Genomic DNA, 13867 nt, shown 5'->3' with positions numbered 1-13867 from the left:
AGCGCCGCAGCGCGCTACGAATCGCGCTGCACCAGGTAATTCACACTGGCGCGCAGCCAATCCAGATCCGGACCCGGTGCCGCGCCGGCAAACGCGGACAGGTCGAACTCGTTCGCCGCGGCGTCGGCGAGCGCAACGGCCGACTGACGCGCCCATTCGATGCTGCCGGTGCCCGCCACGATGTCGTGCATCCGCAGCACTTCGCGCGGCAGGCGACGTTCGCGCGGGCGCGCAAGAAAGTTGCTCATCCAGTCGCGCTCGCCCCGGCTCGCGTGCGACAGCGCATGCGTCAGCACCAGGGTGCGCTTGCCCTCGGACAGGTCGCCGTCGATCTCCTTGCCGTAGCGCTCCAGGCTCCCGCTCAGATTGAGAACGTCGTCCGTGATCTGGAAGGCCAGCCCCAACAGGTATCCGAAGCGATCGAAGCGACCGAGATTCGCATCCTCGGGATCGGCCACCAGCGCGCCGATCCGCAAGGGGTGGATGAAGCTGTACCACGCCGTCTTCTTCAGCGCCAGTCGCAGGTAGTCGTCGGACCCTACGGAAAGATCGTTGTCCCGCACCCAGCCCAGTTCGATGGCCTGCCCTTCCAGCGTCTCCATCAGCATGTGGTCGATCTCGTCCAGGATGCGCAACGCGCCGGCGGGTCCGAGAGACTCGCCGGTGCGGCGCAGCAGCCGCATGGCCAGCGCATTCATCGCGTCGCCGGTGTTCACGGCGAGCGGAATGCCGGCCTGCCGGTGCATGGTGGGCACGCCGCGGCGGACCTCGCTGCCGTCCTCGATGTCGTCGTGCACGAGGAAGGCGTTGTGCAGCATCTCGATGCCGGCCGCGGCGGGCAGCGCGTTCTCGCTTCGGCCCCCCAGCGCGCGCGTGGTGGCGATGCACAGCGCCGGCCGCAGGCCCTTGCCGGCCCGCGCCATGAAGTCCTTCACGAGTCCATACAGGTGCTTCTGCGGCTCCCAGTCCGGCACCCCGGCCGCCAGCGTGTCGACGATCATGCCGCGATACCAGCCCAGCCGCTCGACGAAGCCGCCCGGGCCCACGATGTCGCCGATGCCGGGGACGTCGTCGGCGACGCCCAGCGCGTTGCCGAGCGGCGTGGGCACGTAGGCGGATCCGCGCCTGACGCTCTGATCGACTCCGTATCCCTCACCCAGGCCTTGCACCGCCTGGTCGACGGTGTCGAGTGCATCGGCGACGGGCGTCAGGAAGGGGCCCACGACCTCCATCAGCGGGCGCACCTGGTCGAGCAGCGGCGACGCGGCGCGCAGCGCCTGCGCCGCGACCTGGGTGAGCGATGCGTCCCAGGGCAGTCCGGCCCGATGGCGCGCGGCGTCGTGAAGCCGCCATGGCGTCAGCAGTTCGACTTCCTGAAGCGGCCAGATTTCACAGCGCGGACCATCGAAGGCCGCAGCGTCCAGCAGCGCGTTCACCGCGCGCCGCGCCGCCTCGTTGGCGCCTTCCATCGTCGCCAGGTCGGTGTGCGTGCGCACGTAGTCGGACGCCAGGAACAGGTTCGCAAGGCCGGTGGCCGCGGTCGGCCGCAGCTTCCAGGTATCGACCAGATTCACCAGCAGCGGCTCGGCGTTCGCGAGGAAGCCGGGACGCGTCGGGTCGGCGGCCGTGTCCGAATCCAGGAACCAGGAGTGGAGGTCTTCGTCGCGCAGGATTTCCTGCTCGGTGTTGAGCGAGCGCTTGAGCTGCCGCCAGGTTTCGCGAGCGACCTCCTCGCGCGAGCACTGCATGGCCGGCCGACCGTCCGGGCCGGGCGTCGTCCAGTCGGAGACGTCGACCGAGATGATGTCCTTCACGTGCCCGCACGCGAGCATCGTCGGCACCACGCTGCGCCAGAAAGGGAATTGGGAGATGCTGGTCAGGGCCCACTCGGTGTCGATGTGGATCACGTGGCCATGCACCTCGGGCACGTCGCGGTACAGGTAGTACTGCACGCCGTTCATCCATTCGACGTTCGGTGCCAGCGTGCGCAGGTTGGCGAGCGAGGGATCCGCGGCCAGCAGGTCGGCGTTCACCAGCGCCGCCATGCGTTCCAGCGGCACGGCGGCGATGTAGTGGTCGCCGTGCACGACGGTGCGCACGCCCCGCTCGAGCACCACCACGCCGCTCACCTTGTTGCCGGCGCACAGGATCTGCTCGACCTCGGCGTTGAAGCGGTACTGCACGCCGCTCGCCTGGAGCCAGCTCAGCCAGGGGTCGACCCAGATCAGGTTCGTCGGGCCGTCCAGCACCCGATCGGCCGATCCGCCGGCCGGGTTGACGATCGTCAGCATCAGCTGCGTGAAGATGTCGCCGATGGTCCGGGCGCTGGCGCGCCGGGCCTTGGCCGCCACCAGCGAGCGCGTGATCCCGTCGCCGAGGAACTTCTGATAGGCCGCGGAGCGCTGCTCCGCGCCGATGAACTCCCACCAGCTGATGCCCTCGTACTCGTCGAGCCGCCGCTGTTCGCACGAGGTCAGGATCTGCCAGATCCGTGAGCCGAAGAATGCCAGGTCGTCGGGCGTGAGCCCGGTCATCGGGCCGAAGGCGAGCAGGATGTCGCGCAGCACCGTTCCCGCATCGCCGGGGGTTTGCGGAAAGTTCGCCGGCACCACGAAGGTCGGCTGGTCGTACTGCGTGAAACCCACGCGCGTGGTGGCGACCAGATGGTCGGCCACCGGACGGCCGTCGAACGACGGGATGCGCCGCATGGTGTCGACCACGTGCTTGTAGAAGCCCGGGAAGAAGCGGAAGCCATGTTCGCCGGGCAAGCGATGCTCGATGTCCGCCACGCCCCTGTCGGCCAGCTCATGCCCGGCCCCGCCGTCGTCGTTGTCGCTCACCGGGATGCTGCGCGCCTTGCCGCCCGCGATGTCGCGGCGTTCGAGGACCACCACCTCGAAGCCGCGCTCGATCAGCTCGTGGGCGGCGCTCATGCCGGCCACGCCGCCGCCGAGGATGATGACTTTCTCGGGCTTCATCTCTTCGTCTTGCCGGGCCTTTGCTGGTTCGGCACCGGATGCTGCGCGTCATCGGGCGCGTCGCCTTCGTTGGGTTCCGGTTTCTCGCCTTTGATCCTGATCACGCGGACCGCCTCCTTCTCCTTGATGCGCAGGACGATCTTCTCGTACACGCGGAAGACAAACTCGGGCTCGGGCGTCACTTGCAGGAAGCTCAGGGACACATCGGTGGCGACGACGAGTTCGACCGGCTCCGCACCGAGCGCTACGACGATCCCCGCGCGTTCGGGAAGCGTAGACGACCGCAGCAGCGGACCGCCGCCGAGGAACGGAATGATGCGATCCTGCGGCAGCACGAGGGACCCGGCATTGGGCGTCTGCACTGCGGTGAAGAACGCATGGTCGAACACCACGGCGAAAGGACCGAAATGGCCGGCCCTCTCGAGGTCGCCGATGCATTCGGACACCGCGCTCACGAGCAGTCCGCCCAGCACCTTCGGGTCCCGGTCCGGGGCGTCGATGTCATGGACCTTGCCGTCCGCCAGACCCTGGCTTGCCTGGCCGCCCATGATCTTCCCGACCGCCAGTTCCGGCGGCGGCGGCTGGTCCGGGCCCTTGAGTCCGTTGAACACCACGTGGTCCTCGAGCCGCGCGAGCACGTTGGCGGCCCTTCGGAACAGTTGCAACGCACTGGCCATGTCCGGGTCGGCCATCTGGGCGCCTCGCAGATACACCCTCACCTGGAGCGTGGCCAGCTGGACCGTTGACTTGTCATCGATCGACAGCCTTGGTTGGCCCTGCTTGCCGTAGTCGATCGTGTCGATCGACACATAGTCGGTGCTCGGTGGCAGCGGACCGACCAGGGGAAGGAAGCTCGCGCCCACCCGCGCCCGGGCCGCCTCCTCCTGGATCACCTTGCGCACTCGCGCCCACTGCTCGTCCGTCCATGGCACCTGCTGGTTGTTATCTGTCATCTCAGCTCCTTGTGTATTGCCTTCAAGAATTCAGGGGCGGCTGGCTTTCGAGGCGCGGCGCATAGATGTCGCACTCGACGCGCAGTTCGTTCATCACCACGCGCCCGAAGCCGAAGCACTGCAAAAGATTGATCCATTGCCAGCGCGGGTCGGCGGTGACATAGGTCGGCGTGGCGAAGAAGGCCGGAGCGCCGGTGTAGACCCCGCGCACCACATCGGCGTAGCCCTTCTGGCCGATATCGAAGACGCCGCCCGACTGCTCGAGCAGGAGCGCGCCGTCCGGCGTCTCGTAGGTGATCTTGATGTCGACCTCGCCGACGCCGTCCGGACGGATGCACATCCAGTCGCCGCCCTCGGGGCGAACGCGTCCCTTGAGCCGTGGCCCGTGCGCTTCACCATGGACGACAAAGAAATTGATGCGATAGCCCTGGGGCGTGTGTCCCAGCACCTCGGCGCGCAGCTGGACCGTCAGTGCGCCCAGGAATTCAAGGCCGTAGCCGAAACGCGGCGTGCCGGCCGTGCAGTACGCCGGAAACGCAGACGCCGGGGCTGGCCCGGACGCCGCCGATGCTGGCATGCGCGGTGGCGCGGCGTCGGCAGCGGCGGCGGTCACCGACCTCCAGCCGCCGTCCTCGGGCGCTTCGGCGATCAATTGCCCCGCCCGCCGCAACTGCGCCCGATAGTTCAGGCGCTGGCCCGGCCTCAGCGCAGGCAGGTACGCGATGAAGGACTGGGTACCGGCACGCGCCATCGCGGGCGCGGCATGGACGAGTTGCACGCGCCCTGCGTCGATGCGCAATTCCAGATCGACCACGTTGCTGGGGTGCCACGAGGTCGCGGTGATGACGACCATCGAACGCACGCCGGGCGCAATCTCTCCCGCCGGTGCCGGCACGGCCGCCGTTCCCAGCCGCAACTGGCACGGCGCGCGCAGGGGCGCGTCGCGAAACTCGCTCATGCAATCTCCTCCTCGCTTGCCCGCGGGCTCTTACACAAGAATGTCTCTGAGATCCCGTTCGACCCATTCCTCGAGCGAGCGCGCCTTTTGTCGGCGCGCCTTCGCCATCGCATTGCGCAGCGAGGCCTCGGCGCCCGCCGCATCGCCGCGGCGGAACTGGATGGCGGCCCGCAGGCGATCGATCTCCGGCTCCCACATCCGCTCGTTGCGGGCGTTGGCTTCGGCCTGCGCCGCGTCGAGCAGCTGCCAGGCTCGTTCGTCGTCATGCATCAGCATGAAGGCCTTGGCGCACATGGCGTTCATCGGCACCAGCGTCAGGCGTGACCCGGTCCCCATGAACTCCTCGAGCCCGTGCTCGATCTGCGAGCGCGCCTGCGCCTCATGACCCTGCACCGCCAATGCCGCCCCGCGATACGTCAGCGCCACCGCGTGCCAGAGGACGAAGCCCTCGTCCTTCGACAAGGTGCACAACTCGTCAGCCACTTGCAGTTGCTCGGCGACCTCCATGTCGTGCCAGCCGAAACAGAGCCCGCTGTGCAATTGAAAGGCCAGCGCGGCGGCCCGGCTCGGCGTATGCCCGAGTTCGCGCCCCAGGCGAACCATCCGCTCCCGCTCCTCGCGCGCCTCGTCGACCTGCCCCAGCATCCACAGCGCGGTGGCACGTGCGGTGCGCACCGCGACCGACGAGGACAGCTGGAATGTCGCGGCCAGTTGGCGTTCCTGTTCGAGATCGAACAACGCCAGGCCGGCATCGGCCTCCTGAACCGCCTGTTCGAATTCGCCGCGGTACAGGTGCGTGTAGGCGGTGGCATGACGGCCGGTGATCCGGATCATCGGGGCCGCCGTGGCCTCGGCCATCGCAAGCACTGCCTTGGCGGTGGTCGCCGCCTCGTCCATTTCGCCGCGCAGGAAATAGTAGGTCCAGAGGCCCCAGACGGGCGGATAGATCTTGTCGAACCGACTCAGTCGCGTCGCCAGCTCGCGGGCCCGCTCGCACGCGTGGCGCACATCGTTGGCGCCCCAGCCCTGCACGGTCATGAGGACCGGCGCGATCTCGTTTTGCAGATCGAGTTCGCACTCCAGCCAGCGCGACTCCTCGGGCATGCGCGATACGCTGCCGATGGCGCGCTGGAAATGCGCCGCGGCCTCGCGCATGGCCGTGCGCGCCAGCGCCCTTTGCCCGGCCTTGCGCCAGAACTCGACGGCCTGCTCGTCATTGCCGGCAGCCGACACATGGTGGGCGATCAGCTCCGGCTGCTCCGCAACGAGGTCCGGGAAGTGCTCCTGCAGCACGGCCGCGATACGCGCATGACAAGCCTGGCGCGTGCGCCGCAACAGCGATTCATAGGCCGCATCGCGAACCAGCGCATGCTTGAAGACATACAGCGCGCTGGCGCCCGAGCCCGTCTTCCACACCAGTCCCGCATCGATGATTCGTTCCAGATCCTCGGAGAGCGCTTGTTCGTCGCGCCCGCTCATCAACTGGATCAGCGAATGGGAGAACTCCCGGCCGATCGTCGCGCCGAGCTGCGCCGTCGCCCGGGCGTCGCCCAGCCGATCGATGCGTGCCATCAGGGAGGCATCGATGCTCGCCGGAATGAGGCCACTGCGAAATGGGCTGGTGAGTTCCCAGGACAACTCATGCTCTTCCACCACCCTGCCCTCGATGACGGAGCGCACCATCTCCTCCACGAACAGCGGCACGCCGTCGCAGCGCTGCGCGATCTCCCGCAACACTTCGCCCGGAACCCGCTTGCCGTGGGCGACGTTGCGAACGACCGACTCCACCTCGTCGTCGTCGAGGCGCGACACATCGATCAGCGGAGTCGCAACGCCCGACGGCCATGCGGGCTGGAACTCCGGGCGGGCGGTAAACAGCCCCAGCAACGGAAGCTCCCGCACGGACGATACGAACAACCGCAAGAACTCGATCGTCGAGGGATCCGCCCAGTGCAGGTCTTCGGCGATCAGGATGGTCGGACTCCTGGAAGCGAGTGCATGCAGGACGTCAACGAGGATCGCGAGGGTCCGGACACGTTGCCGCACCGGCGATATCTCCAGCGCGGGATAGCGCTCCCCCGACGGAATGGACAGCAGCGCGGCCATCAGCGGCGGCGCGTCGGGTGCATCGACGCCGAGTTCGGCCAGCCGCGCCTCGAGGCAGTCCAGGCGCTCGTCGGCCGCCAGCGCGCGATCCAGCCCGAGCCGGTGCACCAACAGATTGGTCACGGGCAGGAAGGCGCTGTTCTGGGCATAGGGCGTGCAGGAAGCGGCAAGCACGACGATGTCGTCGTCCGCGAACTGGCGCGTGAACTCCGCCACGAGTCGCGACTTGCCGATGCCCGGCTCGCCGCGGAGGGTGACGAAACGCGCGGAACCCGCCTGTGCCGCCGCCCAGTGCGACGCCAGCAGGGCGTGCTCGCGCCCTCGGCCGACGTAGGGCGTGCGCATGTCGACCCGCCCCAGGCCCGACTCGAGGCCCCCGGCCTGGGTGACGCGCCAAAGCCGCACGGCGGTGGCGACGCCCTTGAGCTCGTGTTCGCCTCGCGGCTCACCATGGAAGTGCTCATGGGCGATGCGCCACGTGGCTTCGGTGACCCACAGCGTGTCGGGCTCCGCCGCGGCCTGCACGCGCGACGCGATGTTGGGCGCGTCGCCCATCGCGATATTCTCCCGGCGGGCGCCCGTGCCCACCGGGCTGACCACGACACGCCCGGTGTCCGCCCCGGCGCGAATCTGGAGCCGCGCACTCGGGGGCCGCGCTGCGGCGTGGTTCAGCTGCTCCATCCCCTGCAGGATGTCGAGCCCGCAGGTGACGGCCCGCCGGGCATCGTCTTCGTGCGCACGGGGGAAGCCGAAATAGATCTGGACGCCGTCGCCCAGGAACTGGGAGATGTAGCCACCGCTGCGCTCGGCCGCTTCCTGGCAGACGCGCTGAAAGTCGGCGAGCAGTTCATGCAGGTCTTCGGGATCGAGCGTCTGGGAAAGAGCCGTCGAACCCACGACATCGCACATGAGCACCGTGATCTGCCGCCGCTCGCCGTCCACGCGCTGGGCGAAGTCCAAAAGCATGCCGCACCCGCCGCAAAAGCGCGCGCTTTCCGAGTTTGCAAAAGCGCACGAGGGGCAGTTCAACGTCCGCTCCCCGGCAACAGGTCGGCCCGCTGTCGCTCTTGCCAGACCTCGGTCTCCTGCGCGAGCAACGCATACGCCCGCGCGACGAGATCGCGCGGATCGGTTTGGAGGGCATCGGGAGCAGCCACAGCGGCGCCGGCCTGTTCACGCAGATCGCGAGCCGACGCGCAGGCAGATTCATGCACGACGGGCGAGCGGGAGAACGGCATACCGCCTCGGGAGTCCCTCCCTACTTGTCGCAGGAGGTGCATGGCCGGACTTTACCGAAGATTACCGTCTGATACCAGTTCTATGCAGAATTTAGTACTCGATAGTCATCGGCAACGGTGTGAGGCGGGTTGACGTCCGCACCGATTTCAGGCAGAGCGACTCTACAGGTTCTCCTCGCCAGCGATCTGCTGCAGGTTCTCGTAGATGAGCCGGCGCGGAACGACTTTCCGCCCCAAGTCCGCCTCGATGGCCGCCACGGCCCGCATGGCCAGGAGCGAGTGCCCGCCGAGATCGAAGAAGTTGTCGGCGCGGCCGATCTGCTCGACGCCGAGCAGCGCCGACCAGATGCCGGCGACGACCCGCTCGCCGTGGGTTGCCGGCGCCACGAAGCTGCGGCCATCGGCCAGCACGATTTCGATGACGGGGGCCGGCAGCGAAGCGCGGTCGACCTTGCCGTTCGGCAGCATCGGCATTGCATCGAGCGCCACGAAATGCTGCGGAATCATGTACTGGGGCAGGCGATTGCGCAGGTGCTCGCGCAGCGTCAGGGGCGTCGGCGACACGCCGCCGCGTGCCACGCAGTAGGCCACCAGTCGCACGTCGTCTTCGCTTTCGGCTCGCGTCACGGCCACGCAATGAAGCACCTCGGGATGGTCGAGCAGCGCCGACTCGATCTCGCCCATCTCGATGCGGTGGCCGCGCAGCTTGACCTGGTGATCGGTGCGACCCAGGTGCTCGAGCTGCCCGTCGTGGCGCCAGCGGCCGAGGTCGCCGGTGCGGTAGAGCCGCGCTCCTGGATCGTCGCTGAACGGATCGGGCAGGAAGCGCTCGGCCGTCAGGGCGTCACGGCGGAAGTAGCCGAGGGCGACGCCGGCGCCGCCGACGTAGAGCTCGCCCGGCACGCCGATCGGGCACACATGGCCGTGCGCGTCGAGCACCCAGACCGCGGTGTTGTCGATCGGCCGCCCGATGGCGATGCCGGTGCGCGGCGATTCGACCTTCCAGGCCGTGGTCCAGACGGTGGTCTCGGTGGGGCCGTAGATGTTCCAGAGTTCGGCGCAGCGTTCCATCAACCGCTCCGCCAGGTTCGGCGGCAGCGACTCGCCGCCGACCAGCGCGCGAAAGCCGGGCGCCCCGCTCCAGCCGGTTTCGATCAACGCGCGCCACGCCGAAGGCGTGGCCTGCAGCAGCGTCACGCCGTGCCGCTCGAGCAGCGCGCGCAGCGCGGCCGGCTTGTGCACTTGCCGCTGCGAGGCGATGACCACCTTTGCCCGCACGACCAGCGGCAGCAGCAGGTCGAGCACCGAAGGGTCGAAGGACGGGCTGGTGATCGCGAGCACGCAGTCCTGCGATGCCAGTCCCGGCAGCTTCGCCATGCCGGCCAGGAAATTGACCACGCTGCGGTGCGGCACGCGCACGCCCTTGGGCTGGCCGGTGGACCCCGAGGTGTAGATCATGTAGGCCTCGTCGGCCGGCGTGGCATCGAGCGCCGGCCGCGGCTCGAGCGGGTCGCCCGGGCTGCCGGCGGTCAAATGCTCGTCGTCCACCCGCAGCATCGGCAGGTCCAGCCCGTCGAGGATGGCCATTGCGCTGCGTTGCGTGAGCACGGCGGACAGCTGCGCATCGGCCGCCATGAAGCGCAGCCGCTCCACCGGATAGTCCGGGTCGAGCGGTACGTAGGCCGCACCGGCCTTCATCACCGCCAACTGCGCGATGAGCATCGCGGGGCTGCGCTCGATGCACAGGCCGACGCGCTGGCCGCGCGCAATGCCGCGCGCGCGCAGCACCCGCGCCAGCATGTTGGAACGGACTTCAATATCGCCGAAGCTGAGCGCTTCTTCACTTTCGGCGTCGATGACGGCCACGCGCGTTCGGATCTCGGACGCGCCCGGCTCCAGGTAGCGGTGCACCAGTTGCTGCGCGGGCAGCGGCGTCCCGGTGCCGTTCCAGTCGTGGCGCAAGAGGCGCATCTGCGCCGGCGACAGCATCCCGTGCTCCGACAAGTGGCGCTCGGGCTGCGCGAGCAGCCGCTCGACCAGCGCCAGGTAGTTCTCGAGCATGCGCGCAGCACTCGCCGCGCCGTAGAGATCGGTCGCGTACTCGAGGTGGATGCGCTGCGAGAACTCGGTATCGATGTGCATCGACAAGTCGAACTGCGCGGCCGTGCGCTCGAAATCGAATTCGTCGACCTCCAGGCCGAACAGCTCCGGCTTGCCGACCGGCGCGTTCAGCACGTTGAAGAGCACGCGCACCGGGCCCTCGGGACGCAGCGTGCGGTCGTGTCCCAGCGCGTCGATGAGTTCGTCGAAGGGCGCCTCCTGGTGCGCATAGGCCTCGAGGGCATTCCGGCGCACGCGGTGCACGAGCTGCGTGAAACTGGGGTCACCCGCGAGGTCGGTGCGCATCACCAGCGTGTTGACCAGGGTGCCGACCAACCGCTCCGCGGCGGCGCGATGCCGGTTCGCGATCGGCACGCCAATGGCGACGTCATCGCTGCGGGCTTGCCGCGACAGCATCAGCGCGAAGGCCGACAGGTAGATCACGAAGGGCGTGACGGCCTCGCGGCCACCGAATTCGCGCATGGCTTCGCGCAGCCGCAGCGGCAGGTCGGCCGAGACGCGCGCGCCCTTGAAGCTGGCCTTGAGCGGACGCGGGAAATCGCAAGGCAACTCGAGTTCAGACATCCCGCGCAGGCGTTCGAGCCAGTACGCCAGATGCGGGCGCCGCGCCTCGACCGATTCGGGCCGGCGCTGCCAGGAGGCGTAGTCGGCATAGTCGATCGCGGGGGGCGTCGATTCCGGCTTGCGTCCGGCCGCCAGGGCGCCGTACGCCGCCAGCGTCTCGCGCATGAGCAGCGCGCCGGCCCAGTTGTCGATGATGGCGTGGTGCAGCATCCAGAAGAGCACGTGCTCGCGCTCGCCAAGCCGGATGAGAGTCGGCCGGTGCAGTGGCGCCTGCGAGATATCGAAGGGTTGCGCAAGGCGATGCGCCAGCAGCGCGCGCGCCTGCTCGTTGCGCTCGCGGCCGGGCAAATGGCTCAGGTCGACAAAGTCGATCGGCACCGAGAGCCTCGGCACGATCCATTGCATGGGCTCGTCCTGCCCCATCACGAAAGCCGTGCGCAAGCCTTCGTGCCGCTCGATCATGAGGTCGAGCGCCTGTTGGCACAGGGCCGGGTCGAGCGTGCCGCGCAGCCGCAGCGCGATCGGCACGCTATAGGCCGTCGACGCCGGGTCGAAGTTCTGGATCACCCACATGCGGCGCTGCGACAGCGAGGCCGGCAGCGGCTTGTCGCGCGCCACGCGCTCCATGCCACCCTCGTGCGAGGCAGCGGCCCCTCCGCTCGATGCGCCCTGCCGTTGCACCTGCGCCGCCATCGCGGCGACGTTCGCGTGCTCGAACAGTTCGGCGAGCGGCAGTGCCACATCGAAGCGCGCCTGGATGCGAGAGCGCACTTGCGTCATCCGCAACGAGTTGCCGCCAAGTTCGAAGAAGCTCTCGTGCACGCCGAAGGCGCGTGTGCCGAGCACCTCGCGCCAGATCTCCCAGATGGCCTGCTCGCGCTCGTCGCGCGGAATCACGGTACCGGGCCGCGCCTCGGGCCCGGCCTGCGCATCGTTGCCAGGGGCCATCACCTCGCCGCCGCCGGTGTCGAGCGGTACCACCAGCGCCAGCTCGTTCGCAAGGAAGGCTTCGCGGCAGCGGTGCCGCTGGATCTTGCCGCTCGAGGTGCGCGGCAAGGCGCCGGCGCGCACCAGCGCCACGGCGTGCACCGGCAGCCCGTGTTCCACCGCAATCGCGCGGCGCACCGCTCGGAAGACACCGTCGGCGTCGGCGTCGGTGGTGGCCGCGCGCCGTTCGAGTTCAAGTGCCAGGACCACCGCTTCTCCGCTTGCCGTATCGACCGGGAAGGCAGCGCAGTGGCCCACGCGCAGGGCGGGATGGGCGCGCTCCGCGCTCCATTCCAGGTCCTGCGGATAGTGGTTCTCGCCGTGGACGATGACCAGGTCTTTCAGGCGTCCGGTGACGAACAGCTCGCCCCGGTCGAGGAAGCCCAGGTCGCCGGTGCGCAGATACGGCCCTTCGCCGTTGGCCAGGTAGCCGCCGAAGACAGCCTCGCTGGCCTCGGGCTGCATCCAGTAGCCCTCGCCGATGCCGGGCGAACGCACCCATATCTCGCCGACCTTGCCGTCGAGACAGGGGCGCGCCGCATCGACGATCAGAATCTCGGTGTCCGGCATGGCTCGTCCGCAGCCCACCAGCCGGCGCGCCTCGTGCGAGGTGTCCGTGGCGGCTTCGAAGCGATGGTCCAGCAGTGCGGTCGCATCCGCCGACACGATGCGAGGCGGTGCGTCGAGCCTCGACGAGCTCACGCCCAGCACGGCCTCGGCCAGCCCGTAGGACGGCGCGAAGGCATTCGGACGCAGGCCGGCGGCGCCGAAGACCGCCAGCACGCGCTCGACCGTCGCGGCGCGAATCGGCTCGGCGCCGCAGGTCAGCGATACCAGGCTGTCGAGGCGCACGCCGAGTGCCTTGTCGCCCAGTGCCTCCAGGCAGGCGGCAAAGGCCGATTCCGGGGCGCCGCTGTGCGTGATGCGGTGTGTCGCCACGGCCTCCAGCCAGCGCAGCGGCCGGCGCAGAAATGCCACGGGCGACATCAGGTAGCCGGTCGCGCCCGCGATCACCGGCGCCAGAATGCCGAACACCAGTCCGTAGTCGTGGAAGTGCGGCAGCCAGCAGAGCGACCGGCTGGTGTGGTCCCCATTGCTTGCCGCAGTCACCGCTCGGACGTTGGCGATCACATTGGCATGCGTGAGCCGCACGCCGCGCGGCGACGAGGTCGAGCCCGAGGTGTACTGCAGGTAGGCGAGGCTGCCGGGCTCGATCTCCGGCGGCGCGAAGGCTTGTTCCTCGGCGCCGACCAGCGTCGCCGGATCGGGAAGCGCCATCCAGCGCGCCATCGCGAAGGTGGCTGGGTCCAGCGTGGCGGCCGCGGCATCGAGCAGCGATGCGCTGGTCAGCACCAGCGCCGCGCGCGAATCGGCAATCAGGCTGCGCAGGCGCGGCGCCGCATGGTGCAGCCGAACCGGATCGGGAGCAGGAACCGGCACGGCCACCCGGCCGGCGACCATGCAGGCCCAGAACACGCGCACGAAGTCCAGTCCGGGCGGCAAGGCGAGCAGCACGCGATCGCCCGCCCGGGTCTGTGTCGACAGCCAGGCGGCGGTGCTGCGCACGTCGGCGAGGAGCTGGCCGTAGCTGCTCTCCTGCGCGAGGCTCAGGTCATCCTTGAGAAATCCGTAGGCCAGCTTGCTCGAATTCGCTTCGCACTGAGCCTCGAACAGCGACGCGAGCGTGTCCGGCGGCATGCCGGCGATGGCGACGGGCGGGGCTGCATCGTACGAAAACGAATGAAACATGTGATGGACTGGCCCCTGGGAGTGCTGCGCAAATTAAAACAAAAGTGTTTCATTATGTTGCACCGAGGCGCGCCGTCACCCTTTCGGTCCGTGGCGTGCCACCCTCCCGCCGGTATTCGTGAAGAAGTTGGCGTGCGGGCCGTGAGGGATGCCGTCTGTGCACGATCGCGTCGGCCCGGCCCTCCTTGGTTGGTTGAGACTGCTGCTCAGCAT

General features: G+C 68.8%; 6 protein-coding genes. All 6 read right to left on the bottom strand.

Annotated elements, in window-relative coordinates; translation table 11 throughout:
• Positions 1-14: 14 nt before the first annotated feature.
• Positions 15-2978: an FAD-dependent oxidoreductase gene (locus AC1DYK_RS06340; RefSeq protein ID WP_478165487.1), complete on the bottom strand. Its 2964-nt coding sequence runs from the start codon at positions 2976-2978 to the stop codon at positions 15-17.
• Complete coding sequence (locus tag AC1DYK_RS06335; protein ID WP_478165486.1) at positions 2975-3931, bottom strand: encapsulin; 957 nt, start codon at positions 3929-3931, stop codon at positions 2975-2977. The genes AC1DYK_RS06340 and AC1DYK_RS06335 overlap by 4 nt, the downstream gene beginning before the upstream one ends.
• A 22-nt stretch (positions 3932-3953) precedes the next feature.
• Positions 3954-4889 carry a DUF3237 domain-containing protein gene (locus AC1DYK_RS06330; protein WP_478165485.1) on the bottom strand — a complete coding sequence of 312 codons (936 nt, stop codon included), beginning with the start codon at positions 4887-4889 and terminating at the stop codon, positions 3954-3956.
• 30 nt (positions 4890-4919) lie between these two features.
• Positions 4920-7961 (bottom strand): AAA family ATPase, encoded by a 3042-nt coding sequence (locus AC1DYK_RS06325; RefSeq protein ID WP_478165484.1) that lies wholly within the window; start codon positions 7959-7961, stop codon positions 4920-4922.
• Positions 7962-8020: 59 nt separating this feature from the next.
• On the bottom strand, positions 8021-8233 hold the full coding sequence (locus tag AC1DYK_RS06320; protein ID WP_478165483.1) for a hypothetical protein: 213 nt from the start codon (positions 8231-8233) through the stop codon (positions 8021-8023).
• 162 nt (positions 8234-8395) lie between these two features.
• Positions 8396-13654, bottom strand: coding sequence for an amino acid adenylation domain-containing protein (locus tag AC1DYK_RS06315; RefSeq protein WP_478165482.1), 5259 nt, complete (start codon positions 13652-13654; stop codon positions 8396-8398).
• Between the last annotated feature and the right edge of the window lie 213 nt (positions 13655-13867).

It is taken from the genome of Variovorax sp. P2_H12 (assembly GCF_056403395.1).
The sequence above is the reverse complement of the archived record's forward strand: the minus strand, read 5'-3'. Positions and strand labels throughout refer to the sequence as shown.

Bases quoted from the DNA above. Each gene is read 5' to 3' on its own strand.
- AC1DYK_RS06340 (WP_478165487.1), bottom strand. From the start codon at position 2,978: ATGAAGCCCGAGAAAGTCATCATCCTCGGCGGCGGCGTGGCCGGCATG.
- AC1DYK_RS06335 (WP_478165486.1), bottom strand. From the start codon at position 3,931: ATGACAGATAACAACCAGCAGGTGCCATGGACGGACGAGCAGTGGGCG.
- AC1DYK_RS06325 (WP_478165484.1), bottom strand. From the start codon at position 7,961: ATGCTTTTGGACTTCGCCCAGCGCGTGGACGGCGAGCGGCGGCAGATC.
- AC1DYK_RS06330 (WP_478165485.1), bottom strand. From the start codon at position 4,889: ATGAGCGAGTTTCGCGACGCGCCCCTGCGCGCGCCGTGCCAGTTGCGG.
- AC1DYK_RS06315 (WP_478165482.1), bottom strand. From the start codon at position 13,654: ATGTTTCATTCGTTTTCGTACGATGCAGCCCCGCCCGTCGCCATCGCC.
- AC1DYK_RS06320 (WP_478165483.1), bottom strand. From the start codon at position 8,233: ATGCCGTTCTCCCGCTCGCCCGTCGTGCATGAATCTGCCTGCGCGTCG.